Source organism: Streptomyces nogalater, assembly GCF_039532885.1.
In the GTDB taxonomy this organism is placed as follows: Bacteria; Actinomycetota; Actinomycetes; order Streptomycetales; family Streptomycetaceae; genus Streptomyces; species Streptomyces nogalater.
In genome coordinates this window covers 1-13,725 of the sequence record NZ_BAAASM010000059.1, presented here as the reverse complement: position 1 = coordinate 13,725, position 13,725 = coordinate 1, and the positions used below count along the sequence as shown (strand labels likewise).

Annotated in this window: 12 protein-coding genes; 3 read left to right on the top strand and 9 right to left on the bottom strand. The window is 73.2% G+C overall.

What is annotated here, in order from left to right; genetic code table 11:
- Positions 1-31: 31 nt before the first annotated feature.
- Positions 32-1,969 (bottom strand): AfsR/SARP family transcriptional regulator, encoded by a 1,938-nt coding sequence (locus ABD350_RS31355; protein ID WP_344352315.1) that lies wholly within the window; start codon positions 1,967-1,969, stop codon positions 32-34.
- Positions 1,970-2,106: 137 nt separating this feature from the next.
- On the opposite strand from ABD350_RS31355, the gene ABD350_RS31350 reads away from it, so the two are divergent.
- Positions 2,107-2,982 (top strand): alpha/beta fold hydrolase, encoded by an 876-nt coding sequence (locus ABD350_RS31350; RefSeq protein WP_344352314.1) that lies wholly within the window; start codon positions 2,107-2,109, stop codon positions 2,980-2,982.
- Positions 2,983-3,246: 264 nt separating this feature from the next.
- On the opposite strand, the gene ABD350_RS31345 is transcribed toward ABD350_RS31350, so the two are convergent.
- On the bottom strand, positions 3,247-3,939 hold the full coding sequence (locus ABD350_RS31345; RefSeq protein WP_344352313.1) for a hypothetical protein: 693 nt from the start codon (positions 3,937-3,939) through the stop codon (positions 3,247-3,249).
- Positions 3,936-4,460: an RNA polymerase sigma factor gene (locus tag ABD350_RS31340; protein ID WP_344352312.1), complete on the bottom strand. Its 525-nt coding sequence runs from the start codon at positions 4,458-4,460 to the stop codon at positions 3,936-3,938. Before ABD350_RS31340 ends, ABD350_RS31345 begins: the two co-directional genes overlap by 4 nt.
- A gap of 440 nt (positions 4,461-4,900) precedes the next feature.
- Here ABD350_RS31340 and ABD350_RS31335 point away from each other — a divergent pair, with 440 nt between their 5' ends.
- Positions 4,901-5,101, top strand: coding sequence for an SCO3870 family protein (locus tag ABD350_RS31335; RefSeq protein WP_344352311.1), 201 nt, complete (start codon positions 4,901-4,903; stop codon positions 5,099-5,101).
- 355 nt (positions 5,102-5,456) lie between these two features.
- Entirely contained in the window at positions 5,457-7,586 is a 2,130-nt protein-coding gene (locus ABD350_RS31330; protein WP_344352310.1) for a cellulose binding domain-containing protein, read from the top strand.
- Positions 7,587-7,639: 53 nt separating this feature from the next.
- On the opposite strand, the gene ABD350_RS31325 is transcribed toward ABD350_RS31330, so the two are convergent.
- From ABD350_RS31325 to ABD350_RS31300, 6 genes are all read right to left on the bottom strand, one after another.
- Positions 7,640-8,914 (bottom strand): NAD(P)/FAD-dependent oxidoreductase, encoded by a 1,275-nt coding sequence (locus ABD350_RS31325; protein WP_344352309.1) that lies wholly within the window; start codon positions 8,912-8,914, stop codon positions 7,640-7,642.
- Entirely contained in the window at positions 8,911-9,105 is a 195-nt protein-coding gene (locus ABD350_RS31320; protein WP_189991444.1) for a ferredoxin, read from the bottom strand. Before ABD350_RS31320 ends, ABD350_RS31325 begins: the two co-directional genes overlap by 4 nt.
- Positions 9,106-9,151: 46 nt before the next feature.
- Positions 9,152-10,375: a cytochrome P450 gene (locus ABD350_RS31315; protein WP_344352308.1), complete on the bottom strand. Its 1,224-nt coding sequence runs from the start codon at positions 10,373-10,375 to the stop codon at positions 9,152-9,154.
- A gap of 207 nt (positions 10,376-10,582) precedes the next feature.
- Positions 10,583-11,242, bottom strand: a complete 660-nt coding sequence (locus tag ABD350_RS31310; RefSeq protein ID WP_344352307.1) for a TetR/AcrR family transcriptional regulator — start codon at positions 11,240-11,242, stop codon at positions 10,583-10,585.
- Between the two features lie 274 nt (positions 11,243-11,516).
- The gene (locus tag ABD350_RS31305) at positions 11,517-12,302 is read right to left on the bottom strand and encodes an alpha/beta fold hydrolase (RefSeq protein ID WP_344352306.1); all 786 of its coding nucleotides are present in this window, start codon (positions 12,300-12,302) and stop codon (positions 11,517-11,519) included.
- Between the two features lie 236 nt (positions 12,303-12,538).
- Positions 12,539-13,669 carry a hypothetical protein gene (locus ABD350_RS31300; protein WP_344352305.1) on the bottom strand — a complete coding sequence of 377 codons (1,131 nt, stop codon included), beginning with the start codon at positions 13,667-13,669 and terminating at the stop codon, positions 12,539-12,541.
- Between the last annotated feature and the right edge of the window lie 56 nt (positions 13,670-13,725).

Below are 13,725 nucleotides of genomic sequence, written 5' to 3'. Positions count from 1 at the left end.
GGCATGCGCCGGCAGGGCCCGCCGGCCATGGTCAGCCCCTGCCGGCGCATGCCTCCGCCTCCGCCAGGTACCGCGACACCGGCCCCAGCGTCAGCATTCCGCTCGCTCCGCCCGCGTGTTCGGTGCGGGCGGCACGCAGGGCCGTCGCGGCGCGGGCGGCGATCGGCTGCTCGCCGAGGCGGGCGGCGGCGTGGGCGGTCAGGCACCAGAGTGCCTCCTGCATGTGGTCGAAGGGCGGTTCGGGCGCCGCGGCCAGCGCGGTACGGGCCTCCTCGACACGGTTGCGGGCGAGCAGCACCAAAGGACGGGTCCAGGGGAGGTACGGGCCCCAGTCGAGGGCGGGATCGGTGGGCGCGGGCCGGTCGTGGAGGAGACGCAGGCCCAGAAGGGCGAGGGCGAACAGGCCCCGGTGCAGCCCCGGCATCCCCGCCGTCCCGGCGAGGGCGTTCTCGGCGGCGCGGTAGTGCGCCGCGGCCGTGGCGGCGGTCGGTCCGCCGGGTTCCGCGCTGCGGGCGGCCGTGGCCCGGGCCTGGAACCAGCCGGTCAGGACGGGGACGAGTGAGGCTTCGGTGCTCACGGCCAGCTGCTCGGCGGCCCGGGCGTGTGCGGTCGCGGCGTCCAGGTCGCCGAGCGCGGAGGCGGACTGGAGGCGGATGAGCCGGCCGAGCACGGCGAAGTTCGGCAACGCGTGCCGGGTGGCCAGGTCCAGGATCTCGGCGCCGGTCACCTCCCGTGCCGCCGCGAGCCCGGGGCGGGTGAAGGACTGCAGGAACACGCCGTTGAGGGCGAACACCAGCAGGGCGGGATCGCCCAGCTCCCGGGCCAGCGCCTCGGCCTCGCGCGCCGCCTGCCCGGCGCGCCTCAGCCCGGTGCCGGACAGATCGGCGCTGCGGCTCTCGACCGCGATGGCGGCCAGCAGGCGGGCGCGCAGTCCGGCGGGGCCGTCGGTGCCGAGGGCGGCGAGCGTACGCTCGGCCGCCGTGACGACGGCCCGGGACTGCCCGGGATCGTCGGCCCGGCTCCAGAGGGCTGGCACGTCGTAGGCGCCGATGACGCGGGCGGTCAGGGCGATGTCTCCGGTGCGCTCCGCCGCCCGCACCGCGGCGAGGCGGTCGCGCCGCGCGTGGACGAGGGCGTCGCCACCCGCGAGGGCCAGGGTCCGCGCCAGTTCCACGGTGGTGCGCGGGCCCAGCCGTACGCCGGCGGGCCACACGGTACGCGCGGGCCCAAGCGCCGTGGCCCCTCGCAGAATGTCCGTCTCCAGACGCTGGAGGTCGGCACCCGGATCGAGTCCGAGCCGGTCCACGAGCATCTCCCGGGCGCGCCGGAGAGCGGCCAGCGCGTCCGCCTGGCGGCCCGCCCGGTGCAGGGCGCGGGCCAGCAGCCCCCAGGCCGGCTCGCGCCAGGGGTGTTCGGCGACATGGGCGCCCAGCTCGGCGACCAGCTCGGCCCCTGAACCGGAGTCGAGGAGGAGACGGGCGCGCAGCTCCGTCCCCTCCAGCCTCAGCTCCTCCAGCCGGGCCCGCTCGCGCCGGGCCCACGCGGAACCGGTCACATCGGCGTAGGCGGGGCCGCGCCAGGCCGCGAGGGCCGCGTCCAGGTCGGCCAGCGCCTCGGGTGTGCGCCGGGCGCGCGCCAGGGCGTCCTCGAACCGGTGGACGTCCACGTCGGCGCGCGGCAGACGCAGCGCGTAGCCGGGGCCTTCCGTGACGAGGACGCGCGGCGGAGTGCGGGGCGGCCGGCCGGGTTCGAGGGCGCGGCGCAGCGCGGCGACGAACGTACGCAACGCACCCACGGCGCGCACCGGCGGCTCGGTCCACAGGTCGTCCACGAGGGTGTCGGTGGCGACCATCCGCCCCCCGGCGGCCACGAGCCGGGCGAGTACCTCGCGATGGCGCGGTCCGCCCAGCTCAACCGGGGTGCCGTCGTCGCGGAGGGCCCGCACGGCACCGAGCACGTCGATTCGCATGCCCTCCATCTTCCCGGTGACGGGTCCACGGCGACGAAGCGTACTGATCGGCTGCTGATCGCCGTCGTCCACGCTGCTCCCGTCACTCCCCGGACCAGGGCTTTCGCCGGTCCCCCGACCCCAGGAAAGGGCCTTTCATGACGCTCACCATCCCCGGTTTCGACCACGTCCGCCTGCCCGGCGCGGACGGAGTGGAACTGGCCGCCGCCGTCGGCGGCGGCAGCCCGGTCGTGCTGCTGCACGGCTTTCCCCAGACCCACCTGATGTGGCGGCACGTCGCCGAGCGGCTCGCCGGCGAGCACACGGTGATCTGCCCCGACCTGCGCGGCTACGGCGCCAGCGACAAGCCGGCGGCCACCGGCCCCGAGGTGTACTCCAAGCGCGCCATGGCCGCCGATGTCGTCGCCCTGGCGGCGGCGCTCGGCCACGAACGCTTCGCGCTGGCCGGCCACGACCGGGGTGCCCTGGTCGCCTTCCGGGCGGGGCTGGACCATCCCGAGACCCTCACCCACCTGGGCATCCTCGACGTCGTGCCGACGCTGGACATGTGGAACGTGCTGCACGGTGTGCCGGCGGCGGTCGGCTACCACCTGTTCCTCATGGCGCAGCCGCCGGGACTGCCGGAGACGATGATCGCCAACAGCGCGGACGCCTACTTCGGCTCCTTCCTCGACGCCTGGGCCGGGGACCCGGCCGCCCTGCCGGAACCGGTGCGGGCCGAGTACCTGCGGGCGAGCGCCGCGGCCGTGCCGTCGATCGTCGCGGACTACCGGGCCTCGGCGGGCATCGACGTCACACACGACCAGGCGGACCGGGACGCCGGTTCCCAGCTGGCCATGCCCGTGACGGTCGTCCAGCAGGACTGGGGCGCGCGACTGGGCTACGACGCCGCCGCGGTCTGGCACGCGTGGGCGCCGGACCTGGACCACCGGCTGACCGGGGCGGGGCACTTCATGGCCGAGGAGGCGCCCGACGAGATAGCGGGGGCGATCCGCGACCTGCTGCTCCGCTGAGCCACCACCCGGCCCCGCAGCGGTCCACGGCCGTACCCCCTCCTGCGGGCGGGGGCGGGACGAGGCGTCACAGGGCAGGCCGGGGCTCGTCGGTGGGCCGGTGGCAGACCTGGACGCGCGTGGAGTGACAGGGCGTCGCGCCACTCGATGACGACCGGTTGGGCCCGCCGACGCGTGACGGCGTGGGCGGGCCCACCGGCGGAAGGACGAGGCGGTGGCGCGGTGGTGCCTTTGGGCCCGGACTCCCTGTCGATGGCGGGGCGGTCAGTGGCTGGTGAGTTCCCGCAGGCGGTCCGCCAGGCGGCGGTCGGGACGGCACAGCAGGCCGCCGTCGTCGTGCAGGTCGGCCAAGCGGTCCACCTCCGCCTTCAGACCGCCGATGGGGACGGCCCGATGAGCACCGGTACGGGCGCTGTAGCCGGCGAACTGCTCCAGTATCTCGATCAGCTTCGCCGGTTCACCGGCGTCGAGATCGGCGCCGCCGGAGTCGGTCAGGATGTCGCCGACCTGCTCCCACCAGTGCTTCGCCTCCCTCAGCTCCCCGCTGATGAGATGGTGGAGATACAGACAGTACGCCGCCGCGCCGTGGCCCGCGCCCGCGGCGAACTGCCACCAGAACCGGGCGCTTTCGGGATGGTTGGCGAGATGGAGGGAGCAGGCGAAGACGTGGATCCCGACGATGTCGAGATCATCGGTCCACCCTTCGAAGGTGGTGCCGGGAGTGTCGATGATGTCGGTGAGACCCTTCATGTGCGCCGCCGCGCCGACCTGGGTGACACCCCAGACGGTGACGGCCTCCAGCCGGCGCCGGGCCGCCGTGCTCTCCGGCCGTTCCGCGGGGGGTGGCGGCAGATATCCGGCGTCCTGGGCCAGACGGCGCAGGCCGGAGGCTACGTCGAAGGGGCGGCGCGGCTCGCACGTGGAGGCGCCGGCCAGGCGGTCTTCCCAAGTGGTCACGCGTTCTCCTCCCGTTGGGACTTCAGGATCCTGCGGTGGATCGGGGAGAGCCGCTCGCGGGCCTTGCGGCAGTGGTAGTCGACGGTGCTCTGGGTGACGCCCAGGTACCAGCTGATGTGTTCGGTGTCGTGGCCGCCGATGTACCGCAGGACCATGACGTCGAACTGGCGCGGGGGAAGGGAACCGAGCGCCGCGTACAGACCGGTGCCGCTGTCCAGGGCCGCCATCCGCTCACGAAGGGACAGCAGCCCTTCGGATATGACGGTACGCCGTACGATCGCCCATATCTCCTGCTGCAGGTCCTCGCTCTCCTCGCGGAGCCGGTCCCAGTGGCGCAGGATCTCCAGGAAGGCCCGGTGGACGGCCTGTTCGGCGGCGTCGTTCGTGCCCAGGACGGCCAGGGCCAGGTCGTGGAACGCCTCCTGGTTCAGGACGTAGAGCGCCTCGAACTCCATGGGCAGCGGGAGAGGGGCTTCGGCCACGGGCCTCCGGCCGTCGTCCTCGCCGACTTCTTCGGTCATCGGTCCTCTTCGTTGAGGGTTCAATGGGCCCGGTGCGGAGTGCGCCGGGCGTGAACTACTCAACCGGTCGAGAGCCCCGAACACGCATACGCCGACGCGCGATTTCTACGGTCCGAGAGCAACCGGCTGCCCATGGTGACGGGCGTGGATCCGTGCGGTGCCTTCTGATCAGGCACTTCAGGTCACCTCTCGTGACATGAAACTGACAGTCCGCTGTCGATATGTGACGAAGAACACATGAGGCTCCGGTTTATCGTGCGTCGGGTCGCAACTCGTACGGGTGAAGCGCGCCAAATTCTCTTCGCTGGAGGCCTTTTGGTGCTACGGCGGCGGAAACCCGTGCGTCCGGCGTCGGCCGGCCCTCCGTGTCGCGGTGGCGGACCGGTGATGCGGGTAGTCTCGATCTTGGTCGATAGTCTCGTGACTTGGAGGAAGTACCCATGACGAAGGGCCCGTTCGTCGCCATGTCCGTCGCTACCGCGGGGCTTGGCACCGCGCTCGGCTCCCTCGCGCTTCACCTGCGCGCGCAGGGCTACGAGCAGTACGTCGAATCCGTCACCACCTTCAGCGTCCTGATGTACATCACGGCTGCTCTCGTGCTGACGACCTGGGTCCGGGACGGCCGGCCGCACTCGAACTGAGCCGGACCGGTCCCCGGTGACCGGAAGGATCCGGTCATCCGCCCTGGCCCCGCCCCGCCTCGCCCGGTGCCGCCCGGGCCGGGGCGGGGCAGGCCGGTGTGCGGGCCCGGGGGCCGCCTCGATCCTCCCTCCTGTACAGGCGTTGACACGGCGTCACACCCCTCTCATCATGGGAGCGCTCCCATAGAGGTGTCCCGGCCGCCCGTACCGCCCCGCACGCGCACGCTCGCACCCGCACCCCCGCTCCGCTTCCATGTGCCCGGCGCGGAACGTCCTGCTGCCGCGCCGGCACTTCGCCTGTCCGGCGGTCCCGGCCGGCCTCTGCCGTGCCGCCGGACCCATGAGGGAGGACCCCATGCCACCACTGCACAGACCCGGCCGACCGGCCGGCTCCGGGGGCCCCGGCGCCCTCGCGCGCGGCGCCTTCGTGCTGGCCGCCGCGCTCGCCCTGCTGACCCCGCTCGCCGGCGTCGCACCCGCCGCCCCGCGGGCGGCGGCCGTCGCGGACGCTAACGTCCGGGTCAACGCCCAGGCGGCACTGGGCCGGCTGTCCGACACCGCCCGGGGCGTCAACACCGCCATCTGGGACTCCCACATGAACGATCCCGAGGTCGCCCGCCTGATGAAGGCGGCCGATGTCGGGATGATGCGCTACCCCGGCGGCTCGTACGCGGACATCTACCACTGGGAGACGCACACGGCGCCCGGAGGATACGTCGCCCCCGGAACCGGCTTCGACGCCTTCATGGGCACCGTCCGCGCCACCGGCGCACAGCCGATCCTGATCGCCAACTACGGCTCGGGAACGCCCGAGGAGGCGGCCGGCTGGGTCAGGTACGCCAACATCACCAAGGACTACGGCGCGAAGTACTGGGAGATCGGCAACGAGATCTACGGCAACGGCCACTACGGCAGCGGCTGGGAGCACGACGACCACGCCGACAAGAGCCCCCGGGAGTATGCCCGCCAGGTCCGCGCGTACGCCGAGGCCATGAAGGCCGTCGACCCGACGGTCAGGATCGGCGCGGTCCTCACCGCGCCGGGCGAGTGGCCGGACGGCGTGGTCGGCGAGGGAGATTCCGGCGACTGGAACAACACCGTGCTCGCCGAAGTCACCGACGTGATCGACTTCGTGAGCGTCCACTGGTACGCGGGCGGGTCCGACACCACCGCCCAGGACGCCATGGCCCGGCTGGCCCGGCTGCCCGGTGAACTGCGGGAGGTGCGCGCCCAGCTCGACCGGTACGCGGGCGCGGACTCACCGCGCATCGGCATCGCCCTCACCGAGATCAACACCAACACCGGCGGTGCCCGCCTCACCGCCCGCCCCAACGGCCTGTTCGCCGCCGACGCCTTCATGACGGCTCTGGAGAACGGCGTGTTCAACGTCGACTGGTGGGACACCCACAACGGCGCCGGCCAGATCACCACCGTCGACGGCGAGACCGACTACGGCGACATGGGGATGCTCTCCAGCGGCGGCTGCACCGGCGACGTCTGCGAGCCGGCGCCGAACACGCCGTTCCACCCGTACTACGGCATGAAGATGACCGGCGAACTGGGCACGGCGGGCGACACCATGGTGGCCGCCGAGTCCTCCACGCAGGACGTCTCGGCGCACGCCGTGCTCCGCCGGGACGGCCGCCTGAGCGTCCTGCTCGTCAACAAGGACCCGGACGCCGCCCACACCGTGAACCTGGACTACGCGGGCTTCACCCCGGCCGCCGGCGCGCCCGAGGTCCGTCGCTACGCGCGCGGCGACAGCGACATCACCGAGGTCACCGGCGAGGCGGCGGCCGCCTCCCAGGTCACCGTGCCGCCGTACGCGCTGCTCACGGTCACCCTCGCACCCCGGGCCGGCACCGGGCCCGGCGCCTCGGCGGCCGGGACCCCGGGCACCCCGAGGCTGGAGGCGGTGACCGACACCACCGCACGCCTGTCCTGGGCGGGTGCGACGGGCGCCGCCCGCTACGTGGTCCAGGAGCGCGACGGCGCGCACACCCGCCTGGTCGGCGAGACCACCGGCACCTCCATGACCCTGCGCAACCTGCCCCCGGGCAGCACCCACACGGTCAACGTGCTCGCCTCCGACGCCTCGGGACGGCTCTCCGCCCCGTCCGTTCCGCTGACCTTCACCACCGGCACCCCGCCGGACGCCACCTGCGCCGTGACCTATCACCGTGACACCGGCTGGGGCAACGGCTTCGTGGCCACGGTCACCGTACGCAACCTCTCGGACACGCCGATCACCGGCTGGACCATGGACTGGGACTGGCCGACCGGCGGCCAGTCGGTGTCCTCCGGCTGGAACGCCACCTTCCACCAGACCGGCTCCCACGTACGGGTGACCGCCCCCGAGGGCGCCGGGCCGCTGGCCCCGGACGGCGCGTCGACGGCCTCCTTCGGATTCGTCGGCGCCAACGACGGCCCCAACCCGGACCCGACGGTCTTCCGCCTCAACGGCACGGTCTGCTCGGGCGGTTGAGGTCCGGACCGCCCGGGGCAGGGGGTGGCCCCACCCTGCCCCGGGCGGTCCGGTCAGGCCTCCACCGTCTCCGTCAGCCGGGTGAGGGCCTCCGGCCAGGGCGTGGGCGTGGCGATCAGGGCACGCAGGGACCGGGTCGTGCGCGGTGGCAGACCGACCGTCAGGATCCCGGCGGCCCGGTCGGCGGTGCCGTACAGCGCGGCCAGGCGCAGCGGGTCCCTGCCCAGGGTGCGCACCTCGATCCGGTCGGCGCCGGCCAGTACCCCGTGGGCCTGGAGCTTCAGGTCGTACTGGTCGGACCAGAAGTACGGCACCGGGGTGAACGGGCGCCGCTCGCCGAAGCGTTCCGGGTCCAGTTCGGCCAGGAGGTTGCGGGCGGCGGCGAGGCCCTGCTCGCTGGCGTTCATCCGGTGCTCGATCCGCACTTCCCGGCCCAGGCCGGGGTGGTACCAGCGGGCGACGTCACCGGCACCGTAGAGCCCGGGGGCGGCGGCGCAGAACTCGTCGCAGCGCAGACCGTCCGACAGGTCCAGGCCCGCCGCCTCGGCGCCGGGGCCGCGCAGCCAGTCGACGGCCGGGACGGAGCCGACGGCCAGCAGCACGTCGTCGGCCTCCACCACGGTGCCGTCGGCGAGCTGGACACCGGTCGCCCGGCCGGCCTCGGCGCGGATGCCGGTGACCGGCTGTCCCGAGCGCAGGGTGACGCCGTGGGCGCGGTGGACGCCGGCGAGCAGTCGGCCGACCTCCGGGCCCAGCACCCGCCCCATCACCGTGTCCTCGGTGCCGACGAGCGTGACCTCGTGGCCGAGCGCACGCGCCACGGCGGCGGCCTCGGCGCCGAGCACGCCGCCGCCGACCACAACCAGCCGCCGCCCGGGCGCGGCGAGGCGCCGGCGCAGGGCGAGCGCGTCGTCCAGGGTGCGCAGCACGTGCACCCCCTCGGCCGCGTCCCCGCCGGGCAGGGTGCGGGGCACCACACCGGTGGCGGCGATGACACCGGCGCAGGTCAGCACGGTCCGCCCGGCGTCGCCCAGGGTGAGCGCGCGCCGTGCGGGGTCGTAGGCGACGGCACGGGTGCCCAGCCGCAGATCCAGGCCGAGCGCCGTCAGCTGGTCGGTGTCCCGCAGCGCGGTGCGCTCCGGCTCCCAGGCGCCGGACAGGACGTGCTTGGACAGCGGCGGCCGGTCGTAGGGCGGATGGGGTTCGTCGCCGATGAGGGATATCTCCCCGTCCCAGCCCAGGCGGCGCAGCCCTTCGGCGGCGGCCAGCCCGGCCGCCGCCGCGCCGACGACGGCGATACGGGGGCGGGGGGTGGGGGCGGCGCTCATTCGCGCACCTGGATGGCCGCGGCGGGACAGATGGTGGCGGCCTCGCGCACGGCGGCGTGCTGTCCGGCGTCCGGAGCGGCGTCCAGCAGGACGACGATGCCGTCCTCGTCACGCTGGTCGAAGACCTCGGGGGCGACCAGCACGCACTGGCCGGCGCCGCAGCACTTCGCCTCGTCGATGGTGATCTGCATCAGGATTCCTCCAGGGATTGGGTGGGGGTGGCCAGGGGTCCGCGGGTCACCAGGTGACCGGGAGGGCGTGGCAGCCGTAGATGACCATGTCCGTGCGGAAGGGGATCTCCTCGACCGGTACGGCGGGACGCATGCCGGGGAAGCGGCGCAGCAGCGTGGTGATCACCACCTGCAGCTCGGCGCGGGCCAGCGCCTGGCCGAGGCACTGGTGGATGCCGTAGCCGAAGGCCACATGGTGCTGGGCGTTGGGGCGAGAGATGTCGAGCCGGTCGGCGTCGGGGAAGGTGTCCTCGTCCCGGTTGGCGGAGGGTACGGCGACGATGACGCCCTCCCCCCGGCGGATGAGCTGTCCGCCGACCTCGACGTCCTCCAGAGCCGCGCGCCGGGGGCCGTTGCGGATGATGCTGTGGAAACGCAGCAGCTCCTCCACGGCGCCGCGGACCAGGGAGGGGTCCTCGCGCAGCCGGCCGGCGGTCTCCTGGTCGAGCATCAGCGACAGCGCGCTCAGGCCGATCATGTTGGCCGTCGTCTCGTGCCCGGCGACCAGCAGCAGGACGGCGAACGCCACGAGGTCCTCGTGGGTCAGTTCGCCCCGCGCGTACTGTTCGGTGACGAGCCGGCTGATGATGTCGTCGCCCGGCTCGGCCTTCTTGGCGTTCACCAACTCGTTGATGTAGGCGAGGAGTTCGGTGCGAGCGGGCTCGCGCTGCTCCTCGGTGAGGTCGCGGGAGAGCAGGGTGCCGGTCAGCCGCTGGAAGGTGTCGTGGTCCTCGTAGGGCACGCCCAGCAGCAGGCTGATGGCGAGCGAGGGCAGCGGCAGCGCCAGGGCCTGGACCAGGTCGACGGGGTGTTCGGAGCGGTCGACGCGCTCCATCGCGTCGCACAGTTCGTCGGTGAGCCGCTGCAGGGTGGGGCGCAGCGCCTCCACCCGCTTGACCATGAAGTCCCGGGTGACCATGCGGCGCAGCCGGGTGTGCTCCGGCGGGTCCATGCGGATGAAGCCCCGGGTGGCGCCGGGACGCGGGCTGCCACCGGTCATGCCGCTGACCGGATAGCCGGGGGCGGAGGTGTCGGAGCTGAAGCGCGCGTCGCCGAGGATCGCCCGGACGTCCGCGTACCGGGTGGCGAGCCATGCCCAGCCGCCGTCCTCCAGGGCGACCTTGGACAGGGGCTCTTCCAGGCGCAGTCGCGCGAGACCCTCGGGCGGATCGAAGGGGCAACCGGACGGCGGCCGGGTGGGCAGCGGCGGAAGCGGTGCGGTGGTGGTCATGCCACTCCTCGTGGGGGAAGACCTTCGACTAACACTTGTTAGCTTACGGCTGTTTCCTTAGGGCGGAGTGCGGCCTGGGCCGCAGGAGAGGTGAAGGAAATCGGGTGATGTGGTGGAGGGGCGCACGACTCAAGTCGGCGCGCGGCCACGGGGGATGGGGCCGCGGGAGGGGGGACGGGAAGGCGGGGGCGGCGCGCCGAGGGCGCGTCAGCGTTCCAGCAGCAGACCGAGCAGTTCGTCCACGAACCGGTCCAGCCGGGCGGTGTCCTTGCGGCGCGGCATGACCTGCCACAGCGTGACCCGGCCGTGCAGCGCGCACCACAGCAGGTACGGCGCTTCGGCGCGGGTGCCGCGCACCCGCCAGCCGGCCTCCTCGCAGTGGGTGAGCGCCTCGTGCAGCCCGCGCAGGAGCAGCCCGGCCGGGTGGCCGTGCAGCCGCTCCTCGTCCACCGGGGACTGCCAGGTCTCGCACATCAGGCGGTACTTGGCCGGATTGGCCACCGCGAAACCGCAGTACGCGCGCAACTGGTGCCGCAGCCGCTCCAGCGGGTCGCCCGCGGGCGCGGAGGCGTCGGCCTCGGCCATCAGCGCGGCCAGCCGCTCGTAGTGCTCCGCCAGCACCGCCCACACCAGTTCGGTCTTGTCGGCGAAGTGCCGGTAGATGCTCGGGGTGGCGATGCCGACCTCCCGGGCCACCGCCCGCAGCGAGAGGGCGTCCTCGCTGCCCACCTGCTCCAGCAGCCCCCCGGCGGCGCGCAGGATCTCCTCACGCAGCCGTTCGCCCTGTCCGCGGGGGTTGCGTACCCGCGCCGCCCGCTCCGGAGGAGCCCCGGCGGGGTCGTCTTCGCGCCGCTTCACCTCACCCACCGCCGTACACCTCCTTCGCACCGGGACATCCGCACCACCGCCGAAACCCGTGGTCATCCGCCGATCACCGCAGGGCAGCCGCCCCGAACCGTACACGACACCGGCCGTCACACCGGCACACGCCGACCGGGCACCGTGTCGGGGAGCGGGGGCGGAAGCGGTCGGGACGGCCGGCTGGGCGAGTTCACCGGCCCCTACGCGGCCGGGGTGGGCGCCGAGGGGGGTGGTCATCCGTGGCCGAGGGCCGCGTCGGGGGGAGGGGGAGCGGGTGCGGTCATCCCCACAGTTCCCGCAGGGCGGTGTTGACGGCGGCGGGTTGCCGGGTGTGCGGGTAGTAGCCGGGCACCCGGAGCAGGCGGGCGCCGAGGGCGTCGGCCACCGCGTCGGCGCAGGCGATCAGCGGTTCGCCGGCGTAGGTGCGGTACGGCTCCGGCGCGTCGTCCCAGGTGCCGCGGATCACCAGCGTCGGCCAGGGGGCGCTCCGCAACGGCTCCAGCGGCACCTCCGCCTCCCACACCGGGCGCTCGCGCATCGACGTGGCCACGGCGCGCAGCCGTCGCGGAGTGGGGTCGGGCAGGGGCATGCCCAGGCCCTCCGTGGAAGCGCGCAGATACTGCTCCGGCGTGACCGAGTCCGGGAGGGCCTCGGTGTCGCGCACCCTGCGCAGCATGGCCTCGACCACCGGATGGCCGGCGGCGGCCGAGAACGCGGACGGCTGGATCAGCGCGAGGGAGCGCACGAGGTCGGGGCGGCGGCCGGCGGCGAGCATGGCGGCCAGTCCGCCGTTGCCGTGGCCGACCAGGTGGGCGCCCCCCTCCTGGCGTGCCAGCAGTTCCACCAGGTCGTCGGCGTCGGTGTCGAAGTCGCTGCGGTCGGTGTCCGGGCTCCCGCCGTAGCCGCGCCGGTCCACGAGCAGCAGGCGGTAGCGGTCGGCCAGCGGGGCCTGCGCGGCGAACCCGTACGCCTCGTCATCGCCCCAGGTGAAGATGGAGTGCACGAAGACCGCGGGAACGCCCTCGCCGCCGGTCGCGTCCCACACCGTCACATGAAGGGAAGACATCGGCGATCGTCCTCTCGTCTCCGGCACCCCGCGCTGCGCGGCCGCCCGCCGTCGGAAACCCCGTCGGACAGCGGTGGGTTCCCATCACAGCACGTGTGCGCCCGGAGCGGAACCGACGAGCCGTGCCGCCTCCCGGGGGCTGGAGCCCTGGCGCTTGAGCGGGAGGCGGCACGGACGGGTCACGGTTCAGCTTGCCCCGGGGCCTTGTCGGTCAGGGCCGGCGGGACGCCCGGGTGTCAGACCGACGCGGTCTGCCCGGTGATGGGGCAGGTCGCGGCGGCTGCCGCCGCACCGAAGGCGGCGGTCTTCGCGGCCGGAGCCGTGCCGCCCACCTGCTGCAGGATCTCGTCCGACAGCAGGTCCTCCTTGCCCTTGAGGGCGTCGGCGACCTTGAGGTCGGTGTTGAACACCATCTCGGCCGCGACGTTGTCCTGGACGATGCGCGCCAGGTTGTCCAGGGCCACGGCGATCGGGTCCGAGGGGGTCTCCACGGTGGGCAGGTCGATCAGGTGGGTGTCCACCTTCGCCTGGTTCATGGTGCGGCGGATGATGATGGACGCCTGGTTGAGATCGGACGTCGTCCAGATCGACAGCACCGTGACGTACAGGTCGCTCCACGCGGCCTCACCGAGCAGCGTGCGCCACCGCTTCATCAGCGTCTCGATGCCGGTGATCTGCGCGGTGGCGGCGAAGGTCATGTTGACGCGGATCGACGGGTAGACGGTCGCGGCGAACCGGTTGTACGCCACCATGTCGAACGACTGCGCCTTGACGATGGTGTCGATGAACTTCATGGCCTCCGACAGGATCTTGGTGCAGGAGTTCTCCAGATCCAGCGGGAGGTTGGCGGTGGGCAGCTTCGTGTAGGCCGAGTTCAGCGTGGTGCGGAAGCTGTTGAGCGGAGTGATCCAGCCCTTGTCGCCCGGGGTCTTGAACGCGACCATGTCCAGGTCGTGCGGGTCGATGCGGTCCGCGTTGGGGATGTTCGGCACCTGGTCGCTGAGGTAGGCGGCGATCACCGAGTAGATGCCCAGCGGAACGTGGGCGATGGACTTGGCCAGTTCGAAGTACTCCGGGACCGGGTCGACCGTCTCGACCTGGACCCCGTTGTTGATGAGAGTGAAGCGTCCGCCGACGGCGTTGTTCTGGACGACGACGACCGGGCTGAGGTGCTTGACCAGCTCGGCCTTCAGGGACGCGTAGTTGGCGCGCATCCCGGCGTTGACGTTGCGTATCGCGTCCCGCGCCGCCTTCTCGTCGGTCGCCGCCGGTGCGGCCGACGCGGTGGTGGCCGCCTGCGTCTGGGTGAGGAAGGTGGCTGCCCCTGCTGCCGAAACGGTACCCAGAAATCCTCTACGAGTAGCCATGCCCCGTCTTTCCATAGTGAGTTCGGTGTTCTGTGGGGTTGGGGGGAAAGGCGTGG

Bases quoted from the DNA above. Each gene is read 5' to 3' on its own strand.
- ABD350_RS31320 (WP_189991444.1), bottom strand. From the start codon at position 9,105: ATGCAGATCACCATCGACGAGGCGAAGTGCTGCGGCGCCGGCCAGTGC.
- ABD350_RS31340 (WP_344352312.1), bottom strand. From the start codon at position 4,460: ATGACCGAAGAAGTCGGCGAGGACGACGGCCGGAGGCCCGTGGCCGAA.
- ABD350_RS31300 (WP_344352305.1), bottom strand. From the start codon at position 13,669: ATGGCTACTCGTAGAGGATTTCTGGGTACCGTTTCGGCAGCAGGGGCA.
- ABD350_RS31330 (WP_344352310.1), top strand. From the start codon at position 5,457: ATGCCACCACTGCACAGACCCGGCCGACCGGCCGGCTCCGGGGGCCCC.
- ABD350_RS31315 (WP_344352308.1), bottom strand. From the start codon at position 10,375: ATGACCACCACCGCACCGCTTCCGCCGCTGCCCACCCGGCCGCCGTCC.
- ABD350_RS31355 (WP_344352315.1), bottom strand. From the start codon at position 1,969: ATGCGAATCGACGTGCTCGGTGCCGTGCGGGCCCTCCGCGACGACGGC.
- ABD350_RS31325 (WP_344352309.1), bottom strand. From the start codon at position 8,914: ATGAGCGCCGCCCCCACCCCCCGCCCCCGTATCGCCGTCGTCGGCGCG.
- ABD350_RS31335 (WP_344352311.1), top strand. From the start codon at position 4,901: ATGACGAAGGGCCCGTTCGTCGCCATGTCCGTCGCTACCGCGGGGCTT.
- ABD350_RS31305 (WP_344352306.1), bottom strand. From the start codon at position 12,302: ATGTCTTCCCTTCATGTGACGGTGTGGGACGCGACCGGCGGCGAGGGC.
- ABD350_RS31350 (WP_344352314.1), top strand. From the start codon at position 2,107: ATGACGCTCACCATCCCCGGTTTCGACCACGTCCGCCTGCCCGGCGCG.